Origin of the sequence: Brevibacillus ruminantium (genome assembly GCF_023746555.1) — a bacterium.
Lineage (GTDB): Bacteria > Bacillota > Bacilli > Brevibacillales > Brevibacillaceae > Brevibacillus > Brevibacillus ruminantium.
In genome coordinates, this window is sequence record NZ_CP098755.1 from 5,195,044 (window position 1) to 5,214,646 (window position 19,603).

Consider the following 19,603-nt stretch of genomic DNA (forward strand, 5'->3'; position numbering starts at 1 on the left):
TTATTTCACTCCCGCATGCCGGGTTTCAATTCCGGCAATTTTTTCGAGTCGGCGTTCGTGACGGCCGCCTTGAAATTCAGTCTCCAGCCAAATCTTGACGATGTCCAGAGCCAGTCCAGGGCCGATGACGCGCTCGCCCATCGCCAGCACATTGGAGTTATTGTGCTCGCGGGTAGCCCTTGCAGAGAAGGTATCATGGACCAAGGCACAGCGGATGCCTGGTACTTTGTTCGCTGCAATCGACATGCCGATACCCGTGCCGCAGACCAAGATCCCACGCTCACATTCTCCGGCAGCAACCATTTCCGCCACGGGCTGCGCGTAGTCCGGGTAGTCTACAGAGTCCTCGCAGGTACAGCCGACATCCACGACGTCTACATTCATCGTCGCCAGCAGCCCTTTGATTTCCTCTTTCAATTTATATCCGCCGTGATCTGAACCGATGGCCACTTTCATCGCTATCCCTCGCTTGTGCGTAATCTGCTACCATTATACCTTAGAAAGCACACAGTAAAAAGTGAACATTTTCACGAAATTTATCAAAAATGTTCGTCCTATACGATGGTGATTCACCACGTACGGACGACAATCCATGTCCTATCTCTTTTGCTCTCCCTTTTCCAGCTGGGCCCAAAGCCTGTCCAGCAAATGATCCAATTCTTGGGCACAGCGGCGATACTCCTCAACTGACCCGCCAAACGGGTCGGCAATATCCCCCAGTCCTTCTACACCGACGAACTCCATGAGGGTGTAGACCTTCGACTGTGCATCAGGGAAATAGTTCACAACCAGCGACTTGTGACTGCCTGTCATCGTCAGGATCACATCGGCCCAGTTGATTAATTCACTGTTTACTCGCGATGCCTGATGATCGTGCGTAATGCCGTACTCCTCCATCACCTCGACGGCTTGTGGAGAAGCTGGCTGCCCGTCGTATGCGGCTACCCCTGCCGATCTTACTTCCCATTCACTGCCGGCTGCTTTGACCCGCGCTCGAAACAGCGCTTCTGCCATAGGACTGCGACAAGTATTACCCGTACACACAAATAAAATCCGCTTCATATTTGACTCCCTCCTGAAAAACACGGCTGCCTGCAAAAACAAACAGGCATGCACAGGCTGCTCGGAAACACCACTTCCTCGCTGCTTTGATTTTTCAAAGGATAATTTTCAATCCAAAGCAAAGAAGTATCAATCCACCTAATACTTCGCTGTATTCCCCCAGCCATCCTCCCATGCTTCGCCCAATCATCAGACCGAAGCAGGACATGATCCCGCCAATAACGCCAAACAGAGAAACGGCCAGGAATCGGTTAATCTCCATTAACCCAAAAGAAAAGCCGACGGTCAAGGCATCAAGGCTGACACTAAAGGCAAATAAAAACAAACCAAAGCCTTTTGTCTGCAGCATACTTTTTTCATCCGCACCTGAAAATCCGTTCCAAATCATATGTAGTCCGATCCCCATCAGAACCGTTCCTCCGACAATGATGGCGATATCCCCCATCATCTTGGACAAATATCCGCCCACAGCGATTCCGACCAAGGGCATGACGATGTGGAACAAGCCAATGGTCACACTCACCTTTACGATCTCCCTGAGTCTGATCCCGATCATGCCCACACCGACACCGAGGGAAAAAGCATCCATACTCAATGCAAAGGCAATCAAGAGCAATGTCAGAAATTGCCCCCAATGAAACAAGGTAAGGTCCACGTCGCTCCCCTCCTGTCTTCACATTTATGCGGACAAGAGGGAGTTTAGACATGCTTTCAGAGAAGGATGAGCAGAGAGGAGGGGCTACACAAACAAAATCCGACCGCCTGCCGCCTTTTCCAGACGGTTCATGACTGCCATCCCGATTCCCGTGCGTGGAAAGGCTGGACTGACGATAAATTGCACCTGTTCATCGTCAAATTGGCGAAGCGCCCCATAGAGCTGCTGTGCGACCTCGCCCAGCTCCCGGCTGGAACCCAGAGACAAAACAACATCTGCTTCCTTCTGCTGCTGCCAGTAGGAAAGCGACTCTTCCGTAGCCATCACGCCCGTTTTTCGTCCGTGACGTTTGGCTTCGGCGAGCATCACCCGCATTTGCTCACGAGCCTTTGACTCCTCCCCTTGGACGAGCCACATTTCACCCTCGGGAGCGTAGTGGGTATATTTCATTCCCGGTGAACGGGGCGCTTCCACGGACTCCTGCAGAAATGCCGGATCCAGCCGAACCTCTCCAATCACTTCTTCCAACTGCTCCCGGGTAATGCCGCCGGGTCTGCAAATCAGCGGCGGGTCTACGGTCACGTCCAGTACGGTCGACTCCACCCCCACACCAGTTGCTCCGCCGTCGATCACACCTGCAATCCTGCCGGTCAAATCTGCAAGGACATGGTCTGCTGTCGTTGGACTGGGGCGCCCCGAACGGTTGGCACTGGGAGCCGCGACTGGCACACCCGCCTGTCTGATCAGCTCCAATGCGATCGGATGGTCAGGCATGCGCACACCGACAGTATCCAAGCCGGCCGTCACCAGCGACGCTACCCGGTCTGTTTTGGGGAGGATCAGCGTCAAGGGTCCTGGCCAGAACGCTTCGACCAATGCCGCCCCTTTTTCCGGAAGGGCAGCCGCTACCTCTCGCAATTGCTCTTTATCTCCAATGTGGACAATCAGTGGATTGTCACTCGGTCTCCCTTTTGCCATGAATATTTTTCCCACTGCCTCGTCAGACAATGCATTGGCACCGAGACCGTAGACGGTTTCCGTAGGGAAAGCGACCGTCTCCCCGTCATGCAGCAAACGGGCGGCATCCACAATCTGTGTACAGCTCTTTAGATTTTCCACATTTTTATCCACAATCCATATCTTCGTTTTCCATTCCAAAGCCATCTGTAAAATTCCTTTCTGCTCCGCTTCTTGCAACATTTCGTGCCTTAAGTATAGTGTCGGGAGAAAAAGTTTTCAACAGCCTGTGGGTAACTTGTTGATAACTTATCCGAAACTGGCTTCTCCTGTTGTTACTAATTTTTAACCGAACGCTTTCTCCTTTGTAGTACGATTACCTTGTTCGACTAATTCCACTCGCTTTTTCTGAAAGGATCGTGACAGAAATGACCCCGCTTAAACCTGTTGTCTCCAGCCTTCTTGGCACAGCTGTCTTGTTGACTGCGATCTGTGCACCCGTTGTGGCCTCCACTGCCGCAACCGCCAAACCGGCAGCATCCCCTGCTCAAAAGACTGCACCCGCTGTGCAGCCAAGCGCAGCCCAAGCAAAAGGCGTCGTGCTTACACCCAAAACCATGAAGTTGAAAACAGCGGAGTACGAAGCCGAGATCAGCTACCCAGTCATCAGCGGGCTGACCGACAAGGCTTTCGAAGCAAAACTGAACGAAGAGCTGCAAAAATCAGTCCAGTCCGCCTTGCAAAATACGCAAACCCAAAGCAAAGAGGGTGCGGCGGACGCCAAAAAATACGGCTATGAGTTTCGGCCGTATGCACTGGATATCTCCTATAAAGCCCATGTTACCGGCAAGCTCGTCTCCATCGCAGTGCAAACGTACCAGTACACAGGGGGAGCGCACGGCATGACGGGCGTAGATTATTATAATATCGCCAACCAGGATCAGGCCAAAAAGCTGCAACTGGCTGATCTTTTTCAGCCGGGCTATGACTACCGGTCCATCCTGAATCTTATGATCACCCAACAGATCAAAACAAACAAAGAGCTGGGATTTGCCGATGATTACGAGTTCCCCGGCATTTCTGAAGACCAGGCATTTGCGTTTGAAAACGGCGACCTGGTCATCCATTTCGGCCAGTATGAAATCGGGCCCTACGCCATAGGCATGCCGGCCTTCACGATTCCTTCCCGCTCGGTGAACAACCTGTTCAAGCCGGAAATCAGGAATCTTTTGCACGAATTGAATACCGAAAAATAACGAATGCAACTGCATCCGCTGCAAGTAAAAGCGACACCGAAGCATAAGCCCGGTGTCGTTTATTTTTGAATTCGTCCGTTGTTATGAGAACCATTTATCCAATTTTTCCCAAATGAAGAATCTTACTTGCACCTGGGGAGTTTCCTCCGGAGTATCTTCGACTTCGGTCGTTTCCTTGGCCACTACTGGTTTCGCTGTCTCTGCTGCCTTCTTCGTGTCGGCGAAAGAAGCATCCGCCTTTTCGTCAGCAAGCCTTTCCTTCTCCACAAAACGGAATTGCCGCCACTCTTGCCATTCATCGCGAGTCTTCCCCGTCCATTTTACCGCACTGGTTCCTTCTTCCTCTTTTTCAGCGGGACTCACAGCTTTGGTGCGAGGCTCTGCTGCTTTTGCCGTAGCAGCATCGCCGTTGGACATATCGATAAAGCAGAGCGGTGGAAACAAGACACACCACCAGTTTTGCCCCTCTGCTTTGCCGATACGGACTCGCAGCGCTTCGTACTCACCCGCCGGATAGACGTAGGAGCCGTACAGCTTGGTTGGAAAGGGAACTCGTCCAAAATCTACCTCGGCGTCATAGGAAAAGCCTCTCTCCCGCATCGTCGTATCCACCACGGCCTGCAGCTCTGGCAATTTGTTCGCCACAACCACCTTGGCATCTTCGTACGAACGGATATCTTTTACCCAGACGTTCATCTGTTCAATAATGGCATCGCGAACTTCCCGCTTCAGCCACTGATCTTGTATCGAATCGCTATTGGCGATAATGCGCAATCGGATGGATTCCTGAGGGATTGGTCCATTATCGAGTACGTTGGCGGTGGTAAGCTGCCCCTCCCAGCTCATCATCAGCGTCACAAAGCTAAATGCTACCAGCAGAAATCGTTTCATCGGTACCCTTCTCCCTCTCTGATTTCATGTCTTTCTTTAGAAATCAGTATGGACCGGGAAGATTCTGAATATACCTGCAAAAAGAAAAAAACAGCCCAGAAAGAGCTGCTTCTTACCCTATTTATTTGATTCCTTCCCTGATCCCGATCACTACCCGCTCGATTCCGGCCAAATCCGGTACGATCTCTGTCCGGTCAATGACACCGGAAGCCTTCATCAATTCCGCTACATCGGCAGCTTGATAAATCCCCACTTCAAAAGCGACCAAGGCTGTCTCTTTCAAAAGCTGTGGCAATGCCGCACAGAGACGGCGATAACAGTCCAGCCCGTCATCTCCGCCATCCAGGGCCAGACGCGGCTCATACGCTTTTACCTCATCGTCCAGCTCGTCCACATCCCGGCTGGGAATATAGGGGGGATTGGACACCAGGATATCGACCTGCTCGCCAGCTTCCAAAAGCGGTTGGACCAAATCTCCCTGCAAAAACCGCACGTCGGCATGAAGCCGGTTCGCATTTTCGCGAGCAATTTCAGTTGCATCGGCTGAAATGTCGACCGTACTGACCCGCCAATGAGGGCGCTCACAGGCAATTGTCAGGCAGATCGCACCGCTGCCTGTACCGATATCAGCCACCTGCAAAGAGAGGTCTGGCTGCCAAAGCTCGGCGGCATGGAGCAGCACCTGCTCCACGAGAATCTCTGTTTCCGGACGGGGAATCAGGACACCAGGCCGCACCAAAAACGGACGTCCGTAAAACTCCTGTGTGCCAAACATATACTGCAAAGGCTCTCTTTGCCCCCGCCGCTCACAGAATACAGCCAGCTTCTGACAGGCTTCCAGGGGGAGCTCCTCGTTCATGGAAATCAGCAGGCGGGTCCGGTCCCACCCGAGGACATGGCGCAGCATCAGCTCCGCATCAAACGGCGGGTCAGCCACCCCTTGTTCGCGCAAAAAGGAAGAAGCCCGTGTCAAGGCTTCCCGTATCGTCACGACATTAGACCAATCAGGCTGTATGGGCATGGGTTTTCAACTGCTCCGTCTGCTCGTGCATCATCAGGTTGTCGATCACTTCGTCGATTTCCCCGGCCAGAATCGACTCCAGTCGGTGGAGGGTCAGGTTGATGCGGTGATCCGTTACACGGCTTTGCGGGAAGTTGTAGGTACGAATCCGTTCGCTGCGGTCTCCTGTACCGACCAGGCTTTTACGCGTTGCGTCCTGTTCTGCCATCTGCTGCTGCATGTGGAAGTCAAGCAGACGCGCGCGCAATACACGCAAGGCTTTATCCTTGTTGGAATGCTGTGATTTTTCGTCCTGACAGGAAACGACGATCCCCGTCGGAATATGGGTCACGCGGACAGCGGATTTGGTCGTGTTGACGCTCTGACCGCCCGCACCGCTGGAACAGAAGGTATCGATGCGAATATCCTTTTCATGGATATCCACTTCCACGTCCTCCGCTTCCGGCAGAACCAGTACGGTAGAGGTTGACGTATGAATACGGCCTCCCGACTCTGTTGCCGGAATCCGTTGCACACGATGGGCACCGCTTTCGAATTTCAGCTTGCTGTAGGCGCCGCGACCACTCACGGAGAAGATGATTTCCTTGTATCCGCCAATGTCTGTAGCATTCGCCTCCAGCACTTCCACTTTGAAGCCGTGACGCTCCGCATAACGGGTGTACATCCGGAACAAATCAGAAGCAAACAAAGCGGCTTCATCCCCGCCAGCCGCTCCGCGGATCTCCATGATGACGTTTTTCTCATCATTCGGATCTTTGGGCAGCAACAAGATTTTCAGGCGGTTCTCCAGCTGTTCCTTGCGTTTGCCCAGCTCGGCAAGCTCCATTTTGACCATTTCGCGCATTTCATCGTCCAGCTTTTCTTCCTGCATCGCCTTCGCGTCCTCGTACTGAGTCACAACCGATTTATATTCGCGGTAAACGGTCACTGTCTCTTCCAGGGAGGATTGCTCCTTGGACAGTTCGCGCAGCCGTTTGGTGTCACTGATGACATCGGGGTCGCATAGGAGATTGGTTACTTCCTCATAACGCTCTTCAACTGTAGACAAGCGTTCGAACACTGTCATTCACCCCATTACGAAAGATTAAAGTAATAACTTGATAAAGATCTTATGAAGTAAGCCTCCTGCTCTCGATCACAGGAAAGCATATCCTGTCAATCACATAAAGCAACAGAATAATTATAGGGGCAAACCCCAAAAAAGTCAAAGAAATACCGGGTCTTCCGCCCTTTTCCAGCCTACGACAAAACGGCCCGGACTAGGCCGAGCCGTCGGAGACATTACCGATGGTATCCGTCATTGGAAGTGACGTGAAAATCATAACGAGGCACCTTCTGCCGCAGAGCGGAAATAACGTCCTGCTCGATGGTTCGTGCTTGACCTGCTGTGACATTGGGTATCAAATCTAACGTAACATATGCATTCCCACCCATCAGTGTCACTCTGGCATTTTCCACCCCCGGCACTGATCTGGCCATCCTTTCCATATTGTCCATGTCGATTTGCAGATTCTGGACATTGCTATGGCCGATGATCAAATTCGGGTTTTGACTGCGTCCCATCAGTTTGTCTCGATCCGCGGTTGGCGAGGTTCCTTTGGCGATAATATCCCCGCTGCGGTCGCTTCTCAGCTTCGCATTTTGCTGGATATTGTAGCTCTTCGTCCCATAGCTGCTTTCCTGAGGCGTCGTACGACCACAACCAGTCGTCGCTGACAATAACAATACGGCAGCCCCCAATGCGGCGGCCACTTGTCTTCCATTCGGCAGGCGTTGCATGAAAAAAGCCACCTCCTGTTTTGCCATAGTGTGCGCATCCGTTACAGTCTCCATGCACAGGCAAAAGGAAGCGGCCTCGCCGTACCTTTAGTTCGATTCACTTGGTTGTTCTGCCGGCGGATGGTAATAATGGCGCCGACAAACACTGCTGTATGTCTCGTTTCCGCCAATCTCAATCGTCTCTCCGGTGTAGACCGGTTGACCGTTTTTGTATTTCAAAATATGGGTCGCTTTTTTGTTGCAGTACACACAGACGGTTTTGATTTCCTCGATCTTGTCTGCCTCACACAACAACTGGGCGCTACCCGCAAACAACTCGTTTTTAAAGTTTTTCAGCAGCCCATAGACAATGACCGGAATATCCAGCTTATCCACGACCTGGACCAACTGCTGCACATGCTCCGGGCTGAGAAATTGTCCTTCATCGACGAGAACACAATGAGGAAGCGGATCTGCTGCGGATACGACTGCGAACAAATCCGTCTGTTCCGCAATCGGTATCGCCTCTCGGCTGATCCCCACGCGAGAAGCGACCTTGCCCACCCCGAACCGATCATCGATTGCCGGCGTAAAAACCATCACTTTTTTGCCAGACTGCTCGTAATTATGTGCCACTGTCAGCAGTTGAATCGATTTGGAAGCATTCATTGCTCCATAGCGAAAATATAATTGCGCCACGTCATTTGTCTCCCTTTAGGTTTCGTTAAGCGTTGCCGATTCCTGCCATTCTGACAACAAAAACAAAACCAGGCAGATTGCTCTACCTGGTCGCTCCAATCCCCAATTAGGAAAGATTGTATTTGCGTTTGAAACGGTCTACACGGCCGCCAGCATCAACGAATTTTTGTTTACCAGTGAAGAACGGATGGCAGTTGGAGCAGATCTCCACTTTCAACGCTTGCTTCACGGAACCGGATTCGAATTCGTTACCGCATGCACATGTTACTTTCACTACATTGTAGTTAGGATGAATGCCTTGTTTCATCTCGAAACACCTCTTTTCCGCCCTGAATCGTTTGCCGAAACAGAGTTATATAGAAAATACACATAAGAAATAGTAGCACGCCAGCGAGCGGAATGCAACCGAAATCAGGTAAGGTCCTGATTTTTCCTGCGTCTTAATTCCTCTGGAGGAACATGGGTAAAGGAACCGATAACGACATCCGGCAGCTCCTGCTGATAGATTTCAATAGCCTGCTTCATCCCGAACACTTCTCCCTGTGCCGGCGGGATCATCTCCAAATAGCTCTCCGGGTCAATATTCAGGTTGCGCAGCTGAATCAGCTTGATTCCGGTGCGGCGGATAAACTCGATCATCGCTTCCATTTCTTCTTCACGGTCAAAGACACCCGGGAAGCAGAGGTAGTTGATTGAGGTGTACACTCCTTTGTACGCAGCGTACTCCGCTGAGCGGGCCACATGCTCCAGCGTGTAGTTGCGCGGACGATAATACGCATTGTAATGCTCATCAATCGCGCTGATGATACTGACGCGCATCAAGTCCAGTCCGGCATCGACAATGCCTTTGATGTGGTCTGTCAACCCAGCATTGGTATTGATATTAATGAAGCCCATATCGGTCTGCTCCCGGACACGGCGCATAGCAGGAACAATGATGCCTGCCATGGTCGAAGGTTCCCCTTCGCAGCCTTGACCAAAACTGATGATGCTCTCCGGTGTCTGCAGATGATGCAGCATCACCTCGACCAGCTCGTCCTCCGTCGGCTTGAAATTCATCCGCGTCTGCGGGGACGGGAAGCCGCTGTCCTCTGGCTGTTCTGAAATACATCCGTAGCAGCCGGCATTACAGGTGTAGGAAACCGGGAGACTGCCTTCCCAACGGTGGAAAAAGTTATTCGATGCGGTCAGGCATTCGTATTCCAGCGCACAGTGAGACAAATGCTGCAAAATCCGGTTTTGTGGAAAGAGCTCCCGTGTCTTTTCTACGCGCTGGCGAAGCTCGTCCATCGGGAAATGAAGCGGATTCCATTGATGGGGATCATCACTTTGGCGGCCTGCTACCCAGAAACGATCATCTTTCCATACGACAGCTGTATACCCAAACAGCGGAAACTTGCTTGTTTTGTCTGTCTTGACATATCCGGGCAGCAGTAACCGCGTAAAACCTTGGGGCACCAATGCACCTACGGAAGTGTAGCCATCCAGTTTGACCATCTCGCCCGTCTCCGGGTCCATCCCGACAGGAACGGTATCAGGCAGGCTGACAAGCGTCGCCCCCTCCGGCAACGGGATCAATTCTTCTTCCAAAACCTCTGTCAATATATCGCCATTTCGAGCCACCGCAAACAATTCAGGGTGGTCGAATACATTGCCTTTCTCATCTGCGTATACTAAAAACATCAACCAATCGCCTCGCTTTTTTCGCTCAGCCCATTGTAACGCAACGATCAGACAATGTAAATTGTGAACGGTTACCTGTTCAAGTAGCGAAGCGGATTCATCGGAACGTTATCCTCTCTTACCTCGAAATGCAAATGATAGCCGGTAGAATCGCCGGTTCGCCCCATGTATCCGAGCATCTCGCCCTGATCTACCTGCTGTCCCGGATTCACGAGAATTTTTCGCATATGGGCATAATACGTCTGCAAACCGTCTCCGTGATCGAGAATGACAATATACCCGTAGCCCCCGAGGTTATCTCCCGCTTCCACTACCACACCCTCCTTGGCGGCGTGGATAGGCGTTTGCCCTTCGTTTTCGTTCCACATGTCCAGCCCTTTGTGGAGACGTCCCCAGCGATTCCCAAATCCGCTGGTAATCGTTGCATCTTTGACTGGCCACTCCATCATCCGGGAGCGGTTCGCCTTGCGACTGGCTGTCATGACATTATTCCGTTTTTGCTGCAATTCTTTTGCCGTCAGTGATCGTTGGTCGGCAATCGGAATCGTAATGGTTTGCCCTATGTAGAGGTTGTCCGACATCAACCGAACGAGTGGATTTTTCTCCAGTATCATCTCTTTGCTGACATTGTATCTTCGGGCAATATAGTCCAGGTTCTCGCCGCTTCGGACAGAATGGGTAATCTCGTCTTTCTGAAGAACGATTTTCATCCCAATTCCCAGAAGGTTCGGGTTGACCATCCTGTTCAGTTCCACCAGTTGTCGCAGTGACAATCCGTAACGATACGCAATATCTGACATCGTGTCACCTTGTTTGACCGTATACGTCATCACATCATTTTTCGCCGTCGAAGTCGGCTTGTTCAGGGCAGAAAAAGGATTGAAGGCTTGAAAGAGCACCTGCTCGACGACCGCCTGCTTGACTTGATCCGGGCTTCCCCACTCCGCCGGTAACTGCTCGTATTCCACTGACATACCTCCTCCACCTGTATTTTTCCAGCAGATTCCCTCATTATCTGCACAAACCCTACTTTTATACACTATGCCTCGTCCGGACAAAAAATGACGGCGAGTTTATGAACCCGCCGTCACACTGCTTTGTTTTCCACGTGATTGATTTTGTTTGGTTTCGATGCTTTGCAGAAACTCTTCGTTGGTTTTCGTATCGGCCAGCTTTTTCAGGAAAGACTCCACGAATTCCTGCGAATCATTCATGCTCTTGCGAATCGCCCACAGCTTATCCAGCTCTTCTTTGGACAGCAGCAGCTCCTCGCGGCGGGTTCCCGAACGGCGAATATCGATGGCCGGGAAAATGCGGCGCTCGGAGAGCTTGCGATCCAAATGAAGCTCCATGTTTCCGGTTCCTTTAAACTCCTCGTAAATGACATCATCCATACGCGAGCCTGTCTCCACGAGTGTCGTCGCCAATATCGTGAGACTGCCGCCTTCTTCGATATTGCGCGCCGACCCGAAAAAGCGCTTCGGTCTGTGGAAGGCAGCCGGATCGATCCCCCCGGACAGGGTTCTGCCGCTGGGCGGGATGACCAGATTGTACGCACGAGCCAGACGGGTGATGGAATCGAGCAAAATGACCACGTCTTTTTTGTGCTCAACCAGCCGTTTGGCTCTCTCCAGCACCAGCTCGGCAACCTTGATGTGATTTTCAGGCACTTCGTCAAAAGTGGAAGCGATTACCTCCCCTTGAACAGAACGCTGCATGTCCGTCACTTCTTCCGGGCGTTCATCGATCAAAAGGACGAACAAGTGAATATCCGGGCGATTTGCCGTAATGCTATTCGCGATTTCCTTCAGCAGGATGGTTTTTCCGGCTTTTGGCGGGGCTACAATCAAACCGCGCTGACCGAGGCCAACAGGGGCAATCAAGTCCATGAGGCGGGCGGAAACGCGTTCCGGCGTCGTTTCCAGTACGAGCTTGTTTTGAGGATATAAAGGTGTCAAGGCGGGGAAATGAAGTCGTTCGGCTGCCAGCTCAGGATCTTCTCCGTTTACAGCCTCTACTTGCAACAATCCGAAATAACGCTCATTTTCCTTGGGAGGTCTCACCTTGCCGGATACCAGATCTCCCATCCTCAAATCAAATCGGCGAATCTGCGATTGAGAGATGTAGATGTCCTCCGAACTGGGGAGGTAATTAATGGGACGCAGAAATCCGTACCCTTCCGGCAGGATTTCCAGCACCCCTTCCATAAACATCAGACCGTCCCGTTCAGCTCTGGCACGTAAAATCGCAAAGATCAATTCTTTTTTCTTCAGCTGCGAGTAATACGGGATTTGATACTCCTTCGCCAGCTTGTAGAGATCAGTCAGCTTCTTTTCTTCAAGTTCTGAAAGTAACATGATTACACCACTCTTTGTATACTCTTCATCTATTTTCGTCGATTTGCCGCTTTACAATACCAGCCGCGGTTTGCGCTCCAAGCGATGGTTTCCTTCGATGAAGCGGATCGTTCCGGTCTTGGCCCGCATGACGACGGAATGTGTCGTCGCACGAGTGCCACGGAAACGAACCCCTTGCAGCAGTTCCCCATCCGTAACCCCTGTGGCGGCAAAGATGGCATCGTCCCCTTTTACCAAATCATCCATGTACAGCACTTGGTACGGATTAACCAATCCCATGCGTTTGCAGCGTTCCACTTCCTCTTCATTTTGCGGAAGCAGCTTTCCCTGAATTTCTCCGCCCATGCATTTCAGTGCAACAGCAGCAAGAACACCTTCTGGAGCTCCTCCGGAACCGAACAGAATATCTACCCCGGTGTCGTCAAAGGCGGTGTTAATCGCAGCTGCCACATCGCCGTCAGAAATCAGACGAATGCGCGCACCTGCCTCGCGAATCTCGTGAATGATTTGCTGATGACGGTCGCGGTCCAGCACGATGGCCACCAGATCGCTGATATCTTTGCCTTGAGCCTCGGCTACCGCTTTCAGGTTGTCGCGAATCGGCGCATTGATGTCAATCTTGCCTACGGATTTGGGTCCCACGGCAATTTTCTCCATGTACATGTCAGGTGCATGCAGCAGGTTGCCACGGTCGGCCACGGCGATGACGGAGATCGCGCCCCACGTACCTTTGGCAACGATATTGGTCCCTTCCAGCGGATCAACGGCTACATCGACTGCCGGAGCGACACCCTGGCCCAGCTTTTCGCCGATATACAGCATCGGGGCTTCATCCATTTCCCCTTCCCCGATCACTACTGTTCCGTCCATCGGCACATTTTCAAATTCTTTGCGCATGGCTGTCGTCGCTGCATCGTCTGCCTCGTCTTTTTTGCCGAGACCCATCCAACGCGCAGAGGCAAGCGCAGCCGCCTCCGTAACACGTACCAGTTCAAGCGTTAAGCTTCGTTCCATTCTTGAAGACTCCTCTCCTGGTCATCAGTTACTGCTGTTGTCGTTCCTTCCGTTCCAGGCCAACCCGCTGTACATTTGCTCCCAGTGCTTGGAGCTTGCTGACCAGATTTTCATAACCGCGGTCGATATGCTCCAGACCCTCCAGCTCAGTCGTTCCGTGCGTCGCCAGTCCCGCAATGACCAAAGCGGCACCTGCTCTCAGATCAGAAGCAACCACTTTGGCCCCGTTCATCCGACTGCCTCCGTCGATAATCGCCGAGCGCCCCTCTACTTTCAGATTGGCCCCCATGCGGCGCAGTTCATCGATGTGACGGAAGCGAGCGCTGTAGATGTTGTCCGTAACGATGCTGGAACCGGAAGCAAGCGAGAGCAGCGTCGTGATCGGCTGCTGCAAATCAGTGGGAAACCCGGGATACGGGCTCGTTTTTACATCAATCGCCCGATACTCACTTTTCCCATTGATCTGAATCGCGTCATCCATGACCCGTACATCCACGCCGATCTCCCTCAGCTTGGCTGTGACAGATTCCAGATGCTTGGGAATCACGTTTTCTACCGTGACACTTCCGCGGGTTGCTGCTGCGGCAATCATATAGGTTCCGGCTTCGATGCGGTCCGGTATGATCGTGTGACGGCAACCGCGCAGCCTCTCTGCTCCCTGAATGCGGATGACATCCGTTCCGGCCCCTTTGATATTGGCTCCCATATTATTGAGAAGCGTCGCCACATCCACGATTTCCGGTTCACGGGCTGCATTCTCAATAATCGTGACGCCTTCTGCCTTGGAAGCCGCCAGCATAATATTTATGGTCGCCCCTACACTCACCAGGTCGAGGTAAATCCGCGCCCCTTTTAATCTGCCGTTTGGCGCCTGGATCGTCATGACACCGTTTTTATTGGTTACCTGCGCACCCAGTGCTTCAAATCCTTTGATATGAAGATCAACCGGTCGCGGACCCAGGTCGCAACCGCCTGGCAAGCCGACTCGCGCTTCCCCGAACTTGGCCAGGAGCGCCCCCCACAGGTAATAAGAAGCGCGTAATTTTTTTACGCGTCCATTGGGCATCAACATCGGTTTCATCGGACGGCCGTCCACTTCCATCCAGTCTTCCTCAAACAGCACATCTGCACCCATTTCTTGCAGAAGCTCGTGATAGATTTCCACATCCTGAATATGCGGTAAATTCTCAATCACAACCGGCCCGTCTGCCAGCAGTGCAGCAGGAATCAAGGCGACGGCGCTGTTTTTGGCACCACTGATGGTAACCGAGCCCTGAAGTCGGGTTCCCCCGTTGATGATTAGCTTTTCCATTTTTTGCTCTCCTCAGGCGTAATCGGGAAATGAGCACCTTCCCCAACGGAAAAGGTGCTCTCTATTTTGACAAATGCAAGCTTACTTTTGCATGTTGGCCCAGTCAGCCAAAAACTTTTGAAGGCCGCTGTCTGTAAGCGGATGGGAAATCAATTGCGTGAAGACTTTATAGGGAATCGTGGAAAAATGGGCACCGCGACGGGCAGCTTCCGTGACATGGACCGGATGGCGAACCGAAGCCGCAATGATCTCGGTATCAATCCCGTGAACCGAGAAGATTTCAGCGATATCTTCGATCAATTGCATGCCGTCATGGCCAATATCATCGAGACGCCCCAGGAATGGGGATACATACGTGGCTCCGGCACGAGCTGCCAACAGAGCCTGATTTGCGGAAAAGACCAACGTCACATTGGTGCGAATCTTCCGTTTGGAGAAATACTTGACTGCTTTCAAGCCTTCCGCCGTCATCGGAACCTTGACGACGATGTTCTTGGACAGAGCCGCCAGCTTTTCCCCTTCTTCAATCATTCCCTTTGCATCCGTGCTGATGACCTCGGCACTGATGGGACCATCCACGATATCGATAATCTCTTTTAACGTTTCGATAAAATCGCGGCCTTCTTTGGCAACAAGAGACGGGTTGGTCGTGACGCCTGCCACTACACCCCACTCATGAATTTCGCGAATCTCATCGACGTTTGCTGTATCAATTAAAAAGCGCATGGTGGACCTCCCTTGGTTTACGCGCGGTTGCTGCTGCCGAACAGGCGCATTTTGCCTTTGACAACTTCCTTGATCGCATCACGAGCAGGGCCGAGATATTTGCGTGGATCGATCTCATTCGGCTTGGCTGCCAGGACCTTGCGGATCGTTTCCGTGCATGCGACTTGGCTTTCTGTATTTACGTTAATTTTTCCTACACCCAGAGAAATTGATTTGACAATCGCTTCGTCAGGAACACCGGACCCGCCGTGAAGCACGATCGGAGCGCCGATATTGTTCGCCACTTTTTCGATGATGTCAAAACGGATTTTTGGCACGCCTTTGTACATGCCGTGTGCTGTACCGACAGCGATCGCCACATAGTCTACTTTGGTTTCTTCCCAGAATCGAATCGCTTCTTCAGGATTTGCAAGAGTAGCGTCTTCTTCGTCCACAGACAGGTCATCCTCTACTCCGCCAATAGTACCGAGCTCACCTTCAACGGAAACGCCAACAGCATGAGCAGCTTCTACAACCTGTTTGGTCAGGCGGATGTTGTCCTCATAGGCATGATGGGAACCGTCGAACATAACGGAAGAAAAGCCGGCACGGATACATTTCATAACCATATCAAAATTGCTGCCGTGGTCAAGATGCAAGGCTACAGGAACACCTGCGCGCTCTGCCGCTGCCTTGGCAATCGCTACCGTATAATCCAGACCCATATACTTGAGGGCGCCTTCAGATACACCAAAAATTACCGGAGATTTCTCTTCCATCGCTGCTTCTGTAATCGCTTGCGTAAACTCCAGGTTATTGAGGTTAAACTGACCGACTGCATATTTATTCTTTTTGACGTCTTCGATAAAAGCGGTCATAGGTACGAGTGGCATATTGAAAATCCTCCTTAGCAGACTCTGTAACGTGGCTTATTATACCACAGTCATCTGCTTGTTAACAGGTGCGCTTGTCCCAAGACATTCGCCATCTTCAATTTAACAGGCCAATTGCTTGTGTACCGCAAGCCGCAGCTCGTCGATATCAAACGGCTTGGTAAAGTGGGTCAACGCGCCCAGTTGTGTCGCTTCTTTAATCATGTCCAGCTCACCGTAGGCTGTCATCATAATGACCTTTATTTCCTGGTTGATTTTTTTAATATGCTTTAAAATCTCGATGCCGTCCATTCCAGGAATTTTCATATCGAGAATCACCAGATCCGGGGACTCCTTTTCTACGATTTCCAGCGCCATTTTTCCATTTGCGGCTTGAAATGTCTTATAGCCTTCTTTTCCAAGGACCTCGTACAGCAGGATGCGAATGCCGTACTGATCATCGACAACCAACACTTTTTTATCTCGTTTATCCTGCATACTTTTTCAATCCCCCTGCTATTAGAAGCCGTTACTTTTCATAAGCCTTTAGATTCGCCTAATTTCAGGAAAATCCTTCTGAACCCTCTGGAAATTTTCCTGCATGATCGCGTTAGAGTATAATAAAACGGAAATGACGCCTACGTGTAAGGAGACCCAACGAAAGATGAATATGGTCTTGATTATTTGTCTGTTTACCTTCGTCATCCACACGGCTGAGACGCTTTCCTACGCGCTCCGGTATGCCGGTGTGCAGACTGGAAGATTGGCGGTCGCCCTCTCTTTGACCGGGATGATCGTTCTTGTATCGCGAACCTCCAATATGATCCAGGGTCCCTTCACAGGGGGATTGATCGACCGTGCCGCAGCGCAGCATTTTGATGTGCTGCCCTCGCTGCACCTGATTATCGGGGCGGCTTCTCTGGGCACGCTGGCCGCCATTCTCCTGTTTCCTACGCTGGTGCAGCTTTCAAAACGATTGATCGCGCATCTGGAGCTGACCGGCTCCGTCCCGCAAATGCTCAAATCAACCGTCTCGATCCATCGTCTTCGCCAGGTAAAACATCATATTCGCCCGCCGCGACTTCCGAACCTGGCTCGTTTCCGGATCAAGGGAATTCCCTATCGCCTTTTGTTCCTGAACTGCATCGTGACCGGCATTTACACAATCGGCGTGCTCTCTTCGCAGTACGCCTCGCTGCTGGAGCCTGCTTTCAAGGCGACCGTAATGTCAGCGTCCGGGTTGATCAACGGCGTCGCTACCATTCTTTTAACCATTTTTATTGATCCGCAGGTCGGGTTGCTGACAGATAAGGCCATGCAAAATCAAAGTGAAATGGGTCAAGTGCGGGATATCTACATCGGGCTGATGATCTCTCGCTTCTTCGGCACCCTGCTGGCACAGCTATTGCTGTCTCCGGCTGCGCACTGGGTCGCATGGGTCGCCCCCTTTTTTCAGACATGGTCATAACACAGGTTCAATTAGAAAAAAACGCACGGGTGGAAACGCGGGGAAACTCCCCTCGCTGCCTCGTGCGTTTTTTTATGGCCTAGTTCTATACGAAAACGTCTATCGTTTGTTGATCAGGGAAGCACGTACAAAATCACGGAACAGCGGCTGCGGACGGTTCGGACGGGATGTAAACTCTGGATGGAACTGCGTCGCCAGGAACCACGGATGGTCTGCCACTTCCACGATTTCCACCAGACGGCCGTCCGGCGTGGTACCGGAGAAACGCATGCCCAGATCGGCCAACTGCTCGCGGTACTCGTTGTTTACTTCATAGCGGTGACGGTGGCGTTCATACACCAGGGTGCTGTTGTACGCTTTCGCTGCCAGGCTGCCTTCGATCACTTTCGTTGGCCCCAGGCCCAGGCGCATCGTACCCCCTTTGTCCTCCACCTCTTTTTGCTCTGGCAAGAGGTCGATGACCGGATACTTGGTATCTGGATTGATTTCGGAGCTGTTGGCTCCATCCATGCCAGCTACGTGGCGGGCAAATTCAATGACAGAGATTTGCATGCCCAGGCAAATGCCCAGGAACGGAATTTTATTTTCACGCGCATAGCGGGTCGCTGTAATTTTGCCTTCGATACCGCGATCGCCGAAACCGCCTGGCACCAGAATGCCGTCTACATCGCCCAGCAACTCCTGTACGTTCTCTGCGTTGACTTCCTCGGCGCTGACCCATTTGATCTTGATCGAGGAATCGTTGGCATAGCCTGCGTGATACAGTGCTTCTGCCACGGACAGATAAGCGTCCGGCAGCTCCACGTATTTTCCGACGATGGCGATGCGGGTGCTTTGGGAAAGGTTTTTGATTTTGCCAACGAGCGCTTTCCACTCCGTCATATCTGCTTCCTGGCAGGTGAGGCCGAGATGACGGCAAACGTATTCATCCAGCCCTTGCGCCTGCAATTGAAGCGGCACATCGTACAGCGTTTCTGCGTCAACGCACTCAATCACGGCGTTCTTGTCGATGTCACAGAACAGAGCCAGCTTATCCTTCATATCCTGGGAGAGCGGCTGCTCTGTACGGGTTACGATGACATTTGGCTGAATCCCCAGGCTGCGCAATTCCTTTACGCTGTGCTGGGTCGGCTTGGTCTTCATTTCTCCTGCTGCCTTGATGTACGGGATCAGTGTTACGTGGATGTACATGACGTTTTCGCGGCCGATATCGCTTTTGATTTGGCGGATCGCTTCGAGGAAAGGCAGACTTTCAATATCGCCTACAGTTCCGCCGATTTCCGTAATTACGACATCTGCCCCGGTTTCTTTCCCCGAACGGAAAATGCGGTCTTTGATTTCATTGGTGATATGCGGGATTACCTGTACCGTTCCGCCGAGATAGTCGCCGCGGCGCTCTTTGGCGATCACCGTTGAGTAAATTTTCCCAGTGGTTACGTTGGAGTTGGCACTGAGGTTGATATCAATGAAGCGCTCATAGTGCCCCAGGTCGAGGTCCGTCTCCGCCCCGTCATCGGTCACAAACACTTCACCATGCTGATACGGGCTCATCGTACCCGGATCGACGTTGATGTATGGGTCACATTTTTGAATCGTTACCTTTAACCCTCTGTTTTTCAGGAGTCTGCCCAGAGAAGCCGCAGTAATCCCTTTTCCCAACGAGGATACTACCCCGCCCGTCACAAAAATGTACTTCGTCATCGTATTACGTCCCCTCTTTCCCCTGTTCCTTAGTAGTCGATAATTCCACGGATGAATACGGCTTCCAAAAAAGAAAAAACAAAAGCGAGTCCTATCCCGAGTGTATCGGGTAGGGGCACTTTTGTTTTGTAGTTTCCCATATCATATCCTTCTTCATGTGAAGCCCAAGGAGTATTTTATCTTGTCCTCCAA

General features: G+C 51.7%; 21 protein-coding genes. 2 read left to right on the forward strand and 19 right to left on the reverse strand.

The window, feature by feature from the left end:
- The 4 genes from rpiB to NDK47_RS25540 form a co-directional block, all read right to left on the reverse strand.
- Positions 1 to 456, reverse strand: coding sequence for a ribose 5-phosphate isomerase B (rpiB, locus tag NDK47_RS25525; protein WP_251872509.1), 456 nt, complete (start codon positions 454 to 456; stop codon positions 1 to 3).
- A 141-nt stretch (positions 457 to 597) separates the two neighbouring features.
- Complete coding sequence (locus NDK47_RS25530) at positions 598 to 1,062, reverse strand: low molecular weight protein arginine phosphatase (RefSeq protein ID WP_251872510.1); 465 nt, start codon at positions 1,060 to 1,062, stop codon at positions 598 to 600.
- A 94-nt stretch (positions 1,063 to 1,156) separates the two neighbouring features.
- On the reverse strand, positions 1,157 to 1,717 hold the full coding sequence (locus tag NDK47_RS25535; RefSeq protein WP_251872511.1) for a manganese efflux pump MntP: 561 nt from the start codon (positions 1,715 to 1,717) through the stop codon (positions 1,157 to 1,159).
- Between the two features lie 84 nt (positions 1,718 to 1,801).
- Positions 1,802 to 2,881, reverse strand: coding sequence for an L-threonylcarbamoyladenylate synthase (locus NDK47_RS25540; RefSeq protein WP_251872512.1), 1,080 nt, complete (start codon positions 2,879 to 2,881; stop codon positions 1,802 to 1,804).
- 221 nt (positions 2,882 to 3,102) lie between these two features.
- Between NDK47_RS25540 and NDK47_RS25545 the strand changes: the two genes are divergently transcribed.
- Positions 3,103 to 3,930 (forward strand): DUF3298 and DUF4163 domain-containing protein, encoded by an 828-nt coding sequence (locus NDK47_RS25545; RefSeq protein WP_251872513.1) that lies wholly within the window; start codon positions 3,103 to 3,105, stop codon positions 3,928 to 3,930.
- An 81-nt stretch (positions 3,931 to 4,011) separates the two neighbouring features.
- Here the strand turns inward: NDK47_RS25545 and spoIIR are convergent, their stop codons facing one another.
- From spoIIR to NDK47_RS25615, 14 genes are all read right to left on the reverse strand, one after another.
- Entirely contained in the window at positions 4,012 to 4,821 is an 810-nt protein-coding gene (spoIIR, locus tag NDK47_RS25550) for a stage II sporulation protein R (RefSeq protein ID WP_251872514.1), read from the reverse strand.
- 121 nt (positions 4,822 to 4,942) lie between these two features.
- Positions 4,943 to 5,842: a peptide chain release factor N(5)-glutamine methyltransferase gene (gene prmC / locus NDK47_RS25555; protein WP_251872515.1), complete on the reverse strand. Its 900-nt coding sequence runs from the start codon at positions 5,840 to 5,842 to the stop codon at positions 4,943 to 4,945.
- Positions 5,826 to 6,902: a peptide chain release factor 1 gene (gene prfA / locus NDK47_RS25560; protein ID WP_251872516.1), complete on the reverse strand. Its 1,077-nt coding sequence runs from the start codon at positions 6,900 to 6,902 to the stop codon at positions 5,826 to 5,828. The genes prmC and prfA overlap by 17 nt, the downstream gene beginning before the upstream one ends.
- A gap of 221 nt (positions 6,903 to 7,123) precedes the next feature.
- Positions 7,124 to 7,621 carry a YhcN/YlaJ family sporulation lipoprotein gene (locus tag NDK47_RS25565; RefSeq protein WP_251872517.1) on the reverse strand — a complete coding sequence of 166 codons (498 nt, stop codon included), beginning with the start codon at positions 7,619 to 7,621 and terminating at the stop codon, positions 7,124 to 7,126.
- 87 nt (positions 7,622 to 7,708) lie between these two features.
- Entirely contained in the window at positions 7,709 to 8,299 is a 591-nt protein-coding gene (locus NDK47_RS25570) for a thymidine kinase (RefSeq protein WP_251872518.1), read from the reverse strand.
- A 106-nt stretch (positions 8,300 to 8,405) separates the two neighbouring features.
- The gene (rpmE, locus tag NDK47_RS25575; protein ID WP_198827824.1) at positions 8,406 to 8,606 is read right to left on the reverse strand and encodes a 50S ribosomal protein L31; all 201 of its coding nucleotides are present in this window, start codon (positions 8,604 to 8,606) and stop codon (positions 8,406 to 8,408) included.
- A gap of 104 nt (positions 8,607 to 8,710) precedes the next feature.
- A complete protein-coding gene (locus tag NDK47_RS25580; RefSeq protein WP_251872519.1) occupies positions 8,711 to 9,982 on the reverse strand; it encodes a radical SAM family protein in 1,272 nt (423 codons plus the stop codon).
- 71 nt (positions 9,983 to 10,053) lie between these two features.
- Positions 10,054 to 10,950 carry a M23 family metallopeptidase gene (locus NDK47_RS25585; RefSeq protein ID WP_251872520.1) on the reverse strand — a complete coding sequence of 299 codons (897 nt, stop codon included), beginning with the start codon at positions 10,948 to 10,950 and terminating at the stop codon, positions 10,054 to 10,056.
- A gap of 105 nt (positions 10,951 to 11,055) precedes the next feature.
- Positions 11,056 to 12,339 (reverse strand): transcription termination factor Rho, encoded by a 1,284-nt coding sequence (rho, locus tag NDK47_RS25590; protein WP_251872521.1) that lies wholly within the window; start codon positions 12,337 to 12,339, stop codon positions 11,056 to 11,058.
- Between the two features lie 51 nt (positions 12,340 to 12,390).
- On the reverse strand, positions 12,391 to 13,353 hold the full coding sequence (gene glpX, locus NDK47_RS25595; RefSeq protein ID WP_251872522.1) for a class II fructose-bisphosphatase: 963 nt from the start codon (positions 13,351 to 13,353) through the stop codon (positions 12,391 to 12,393).
- A gap of 28 nt (positions 13,354 to 13,381) precedes the next feature.
- The gene (locus NDK47_RS25600) at positions 13,382 to 14,665 is read right to left on the reverse strand and encodes a UDP-N-acetylglucosamine 1-carboxyvinyltransferase (RefSeq protein ID WP_251872523.1); all 1,284 of its coding nucleotides are present in this window, start codon (positions 14,663 to 14,665) and stop codon (positions 13,382 to 13,384) included.
- Between the two features lie 81 nt (positions 14,666 to 14,746).
- Positions 14,747 to 15,391: a fructose-6-phosphate aldolase gene (gene fsa / locus NDK47_RS25605; protein ID WP_251872524.1), complete on the reverse strand. Its 645-nt coding sequence runs from the start codon at positions 15,389 to 15,391 to the stop codon at positions 14,747 to 14,749.
- 17 nt (positions 15,392 to 15,408) lie between these two features.
- Positions 15,409 to 16,263 carry a class II fructose-1,6-bisphosphate aldolase gene (gene fba, locus NDK47_RS25610; protein WP_251872525.1) on the reverse strand — a complete coding sequence of 285 codons (855 nt, stop codon included), beginning with the start codon at positions 16,261 to 16,263 and terminating at the stop codon, positions 15,409 to 15,411.
- 102 nt (positions 16,264 to 16,365) lie between these two features.
- On the reverse strand, positions 16,366 to 16,740 hold the full coding sequence (locus NDK47_RS25615; RefSeq protein WP_198827832.1) for a response regulator: 375 nt from the start codon (positions 16,738 to 16,740) through the stop codon (positions 16,366 to 16,368).
- 166 nt (positions 16,741 to 16,906) lie between these two features.
- Between NDK47_RS25615 and NDK47_RS25620 the strand changes: the two genes are divergently transcribed.
- Positions 16,907 to 17,710 (forward strand): lipid II flippase Amj family protein, encoded by an 804-nt coding sequence (locus NDK47_RS25620; protein ID WP_251872526.1) that lies wholly within the window; start codon positions 16,907 to 16,909, stop codon positions 17,708 to 17,710.
- 99 nt (positions 17,711 to 17,809) lie between these two features.
- Here the strand turns inward: NDK47_RS25620 and NDK47_RS25625 are convergent, their stop codons facing one another.
- Positions 17,810 to 19,411 (reverse strand): CTP synthase, encoded by a 1,602-nt coding sequence (locus NDK47_RS25625; RefSeq protein WP_251872527.1) that lies wholly within the window; start codon positions 19,409 to 19,411, stop codon positions 17,810 to 17,812.
- Positions 19,412 to 19,603: the final 192 nt, after the last annotated feature.